Raw genomic sequence first — 4,917 nt, 5'->3', positions numbered from 1 at the left:
AAAACCTGTTAAACAGGAAGTAAGAACGATATTCAATATACATATTATTATTAATTAAACATTTTAGATTATGAACAAGAGATTTTCTACTCTTTTGGCCGGTATTTTGCTAGCCGGTTCTTTTAGTTCGACTTATGCGCAGCTTGATAATGCCCGCAAAGTCGAATTGGAAAAATTCAAGGAAGGACGTGCCTATTATTTGGCAGGTACGCATGAAGATAGTGGCAATAGCTATTTTCAGGCTTTCGCATTGGCAAACCCTGTAAATGCTGCTACTATTACAGAAACTGCTCCAACTACAGAAGCTCAGTGGTTTGTTGTAAAAAATGCGCAAGGACAGTATTCTTTCATGGATAAAGATGGCAAGTTCTTGGCATTTGTTGAAAAAGATGGTGCTTATATTGTTGTAGATAAAAAGGATGACGCAAACAAGGAAACGGCTTTGCGTTGGTTTGGTTTGACTGCTAAGAAACAGTTACAGTTGATGAACGTAACGGGTGCTCCTCTTTATTTAGGTTTCAAAAATGTTAATAATCAATGGCCGATAGCATTGGTTAGCAAAAACGAAGCCACTAAAACCGCAGTGAAAGGTGCAGTCGCTCTTTACGAAGCCTACGATACACCTATAACTCCTGCTAATTTCCGCGACATAGAAGGTGACAACTTCTCTTTTGATTTCACTGAATATGCAGAATTGCAGGGTGACTCTACTTTCAATGATAATGAAATTACAGTAGTAACTCTTGGAGCAGAAACAGCAAATAACTCATTCTTGTTGATGGTGGAAGGTGAAGATACTAATGGTACCTTTACAAAAGGTGATGACAAGTTTAAAGCAGCCAAGTTCATCTATCTGACAAAAAATAATTTGACAAATAACGTTAATGATGAAACATTGACAGGTTACAGATATGATGTCATCTCAGGTGCAGAGTTGATAAAAGGAGACAATAAGATTGACTTTGACAATGCGAAGTTCTATGCTTACACTTCTTTGAACCAAGACGGATATATATTGAAGCAGAAAGATGTGCTTGGCAAAACCGGTACTGTTTGGGTAGACAAGGTAGACGCAGCTAATGAAGTCTCTTACGTTGCTACAAGAGAAGTGAAAATCGGTCAGTCTCCGATGGTGATTGAAGTAGGCCATGGTACTCGTGTTGCTGCAAGCTCAATTGCCAATGCAAAAACGTTGGTTGTAAATGTTGTGGCAGCTAATGCTAATGGTGCTTTTGCTAAAGCGTTAGGACTGGAAGATGCTTCTATTAAGATGTATGATAAAGGTTCTGCAGCAATGAAGAACTATCCGGCTGGTCAGTGGTTGGTTGCTGCTGGAACAGAGGCAAACACAGTTAAATTGATCAACGTTCAGAACTTCGAAACAATTGACAACATCGCTTTCTATGCAACAGACAAAGCAGGTATTTACAAAGTGAAAGCTAATGGTACAGCTTTGGATGGTGAAACTATCAAGTTGGAAGTTGCTCAAAGCTACAGCCAGGAAAATGGTTATTTCCACGCTGAAAATGTAGAAGGACAGACTTATACATTGGCTACTATGGTTGAGACATTAGTGGGTGGCCAATATGTGGATGTTTATTTGAAAGCTGATGCAGATAATAAGGTTGTTTTTGGAACACCGTTCGAAGAACGTGCAACAGAATGGACTTTGACGAGATCTGATAAGGCTACAGATCACAAAGCAACTTATAAATACTATGAAGGTACGTCTTTGAAAGAATCTAAAGATGAAGTGATTCGTAAGGATTATACTTATACGATTGCTGATGATGATCAGTTTATCGCTGGAGCTTTCAAACTTGCTGGTGCCCCTCTTTCTTTCTATTTGAGACAAGTTGCTAAAGATGCTTATGTGATTGCTTATACAACAACAACGGATGGTGATTTCAGTGTTTATGCACAGTTGGCACCAACGACAAGTGATGAAAACGATTATAAGTTGGATCAGAAAAATACATTGGCAGCCGCAACATCTTTCAATATTTCAGTTGTTCAGCCGTTTGCCTCTTATCCAGCTGATAGCAAATGGGTAAATGTTTGTGATGTATTAGGTAAGTTTGTTTCTGCTTCGGAAACTGATGCTGCAATCTTAGCAAAAGAACCGATGAAGTTGTTTGTTGATTCTGTAAATGCAAAAGATGCAACTCCGAAATTCTTCATTTCTCAGAATGGTAAGATGATGGTAGCCGGTTCTTATGTTGCAGATTTGGCTGAAACAGCTTATGAAAACGATGAAATTACAGCTGCTGAAAGAGCTGCTTTGATTGCTAATACATGGTATGACTATCCTGCAAATGCAATCAGAAGAGTTATGTTTACAGAAGCTGTACGTGTTGAAAACCAGGATTCGGTCTTGTTGGCTGGCGCAGAAGAAGCCATTGAGACTCCAGCTGAGTTCAAGTTCCAGATCTTGGAGGTAGACGGTGCTTATATACTGTATAATATGGCAGGTGATTATGTTAATGTTTTGAATGGCAATCTTGTATTGGGTGAATTTAATGCCGTTGAAACATTTGTGATCGAAGATACAGAAGCTCCGACAGCCAACGAAGGCATCGCAACATCTGAAGTGAAAGTGATCGCTGGCGAAGGTAACGTAACAATCGCAGGCGCTGCCGGTAAGAAAGTTGTTATCAGTAACATCTTAGGTCAGGTAGTAGCTAACACTGTTGTTTCTTCTGACAACGCTGTAATCGCTGCTCCGGCAGGTGTAGTAGTTGTAGCTGTTGAAGGTGAAGCTGCTGTAAAAGCTATCGTTAAGTAACGATTGATACTAAAAAACAATACTGTCTATCGTAAGGGTGGTTAGCGAACCACCCTTACACAGGCACAATGACATTTTATAATCAAATAATTCTAGACAACCTGCGTGAAACCGTATGTAAGAGGTTTTCTTGATCTATGGTTTCAATTACCCTGCGACAGGCGAACAAGCGGTTGGATTTAATATTAATAATACTAAAGTAATGAAATTAAAAGTTCTACTGCTTTTCCCTCTGTGAAGACCGGACGGCAGACAAAAAACAGGCCCCGGCGGTATTCGTACTGCCGGGGCTTCGTTTTTATTTCCCTTATCCCTATTTGTAGGTATTTTCTCCGGTTTAACATCCCTCGTCCTTTACAATCCTTTTCAGATAGGGGGAAAAGACGTATCTTTGCGTGCCTAAACCGAAATAGACAAGATAAGCTTATGAAGTTTGAAAACGAGAACTGGGCGCAGTTCAAAGGAGAAACCTGGAAAAAGGAGATCAATGTAAGAGACTTTATCCAGAACAATTACAAACCTTATAACGGAGACGATACGTTCCTCGTACCCTCTTCGGAGAAAACGAAGAAAGTGTGGAACAAACTAACCGAGATGTTTAAGGTTGAAAGGAAGAAAGGAGTATATGATGCCGAAACGAAGCTTCCCCAGGGGATTGACACATACGGACCCGGTTACATCGATAAGGAAAACGAAGTAATCGTCGGCTTGCAGACAGACGCCCCGTTGAAACGCGGTATCTTCCCGAAAGGCGGTATCCGCATGGTCGAAAACAGTCTGGAAGCCTATGGCTATCATCTGGACCCGATGACAAAAGAAATCTTCACCAAATACAGAAAGACGCACAACGAAGGCGTTTTTTCAGCCTATACAGACGAGATGATTGCGGCACGTCGTTCCGCCATCATTACCGGGTTGCCTGATGCCTACGGACGCGGACGTATCATCGGTGATTACCGTCGTGTACCTCTGTACGGAACCCAGATCCTGATCGAAGAAAAGAAACGTTTCCAGAAACGTCTCGATATACAGGAACTGACAGAAGAAATCATTCAGAGTCGTGAGGAGATAACGGAGCAGATCAAAGCGCTGAAAGCATTTGAGAAAATGTGTGCCGGTTATGGTTTCGATGTGACACGTCCGGCAAAGGATGCCCGCGAAGCCGTGCAGTTCTTGTATCTGGCTTACCTGGCAGCCGTAAAGGATCAGGATGGAGCAGCCATGTCTCTCGGACGTACTTCTACTTTCCTCGATATCTATATCGAAAAAGATATTTGCGAAGGCAAGCTGACGGAAGAAGAGGCACAGGAATTGATCGACCAGTTTATTATCAAACTGCGTATTGTCCGTTTCCTGCGTACTCCGGAATACAACGACCTGTTCTCCGGCGACCCTGTTTGGGTGACTGAATCGCTGGGCGGACAAGGTGTTGACGGCCGTTCGCTGGTGACAAAGACATCTTACCGTTATCTGCATACCTTGTATAACCTCGGCCCGGCACCCGAACCCAACCTGACGGTGCTTTGGTTCAACAATGCTCCGGATAACTGGAAAAACTTCTGCGCAAAAGTATCGATCGATACCTCTGCCATCCAGTACGAGAACGACGATCTGATGCGTCCGGACTATGGCGACGATTACGGTATCGCCTGCTGTGTGTCTCCGATGAAGATCGGTAAGCAGATGCAGTATTTCGGAGCTCGTGCCAACCTGGCCAAGTGCTTGTTGTATGCGATCAATGGCGGACGTGACGAGAAATCGGGTGTGCAGGTGGCTCCCCGTTTCGAACCGATCACCAGCGAGTATCTGGACTACAACGAAGTGATGGAGAAATACGAGCAGATGATGCGCTGGTTGGCAAAAGTTTATGTCAATGCTCTGAAGATCATTCACTACATGCACGACAAATATGCGTATGAAGCATTCGAGATGGGGCTTCATGACGGAGATGTGGAACGTATCCGCGCAACCGGTATCGCCGGCCTTTCTATCGTTGCTGACTCGCTGGCTGCCATCCGTGATACGAAAGTGAAAGTGATCCGTGACGAACGTGGTTTGGCTGTCGACTTCGAACGCGAAGGCGAATATGTACCTTTCGGAAACAATGACGACCGCACGGACAGTATTGCTGT

The 4,917-nt window shown here is 43.0% G+C and carries 2 protein-coding genes; both read left to right on the top strand.

Translation table 11 applies throughout. The features are described from left to right. Positions 1–70: 70 nt before the first annotated feature. The gene (locus tag BHV83_RS00025; protein ID WP_122205403.1) at positions 71–2,785 is read left to right on the top strand and encodes a DUF6383 domain-containing protein; all 2,715 of its coding nucleotides are present in this window, start codon (positions 71–73) and stop codon (positions 2,783–2,785) included. A 426-nt stretch (positions 2,786–3,211) separates the two neighbouring features. Further along, a partial coding sequence (locus tag BHV83_RS00020) for a pyruvate formate lyase family protein (protein ID WP_286755107.1) occupies positions 3,212–4,917 on the top strand: 1,706 nt, incomplete at its 3' end.

Source organism: Parabacteroides sp. merdae-related_45_40, assembly GCF_001915675.1.
The sequence above is the reverse complement of the archived record's forward strand: the minus strand, read 5'-3'. Positions and strand labels throughout refer to the sequence as shown.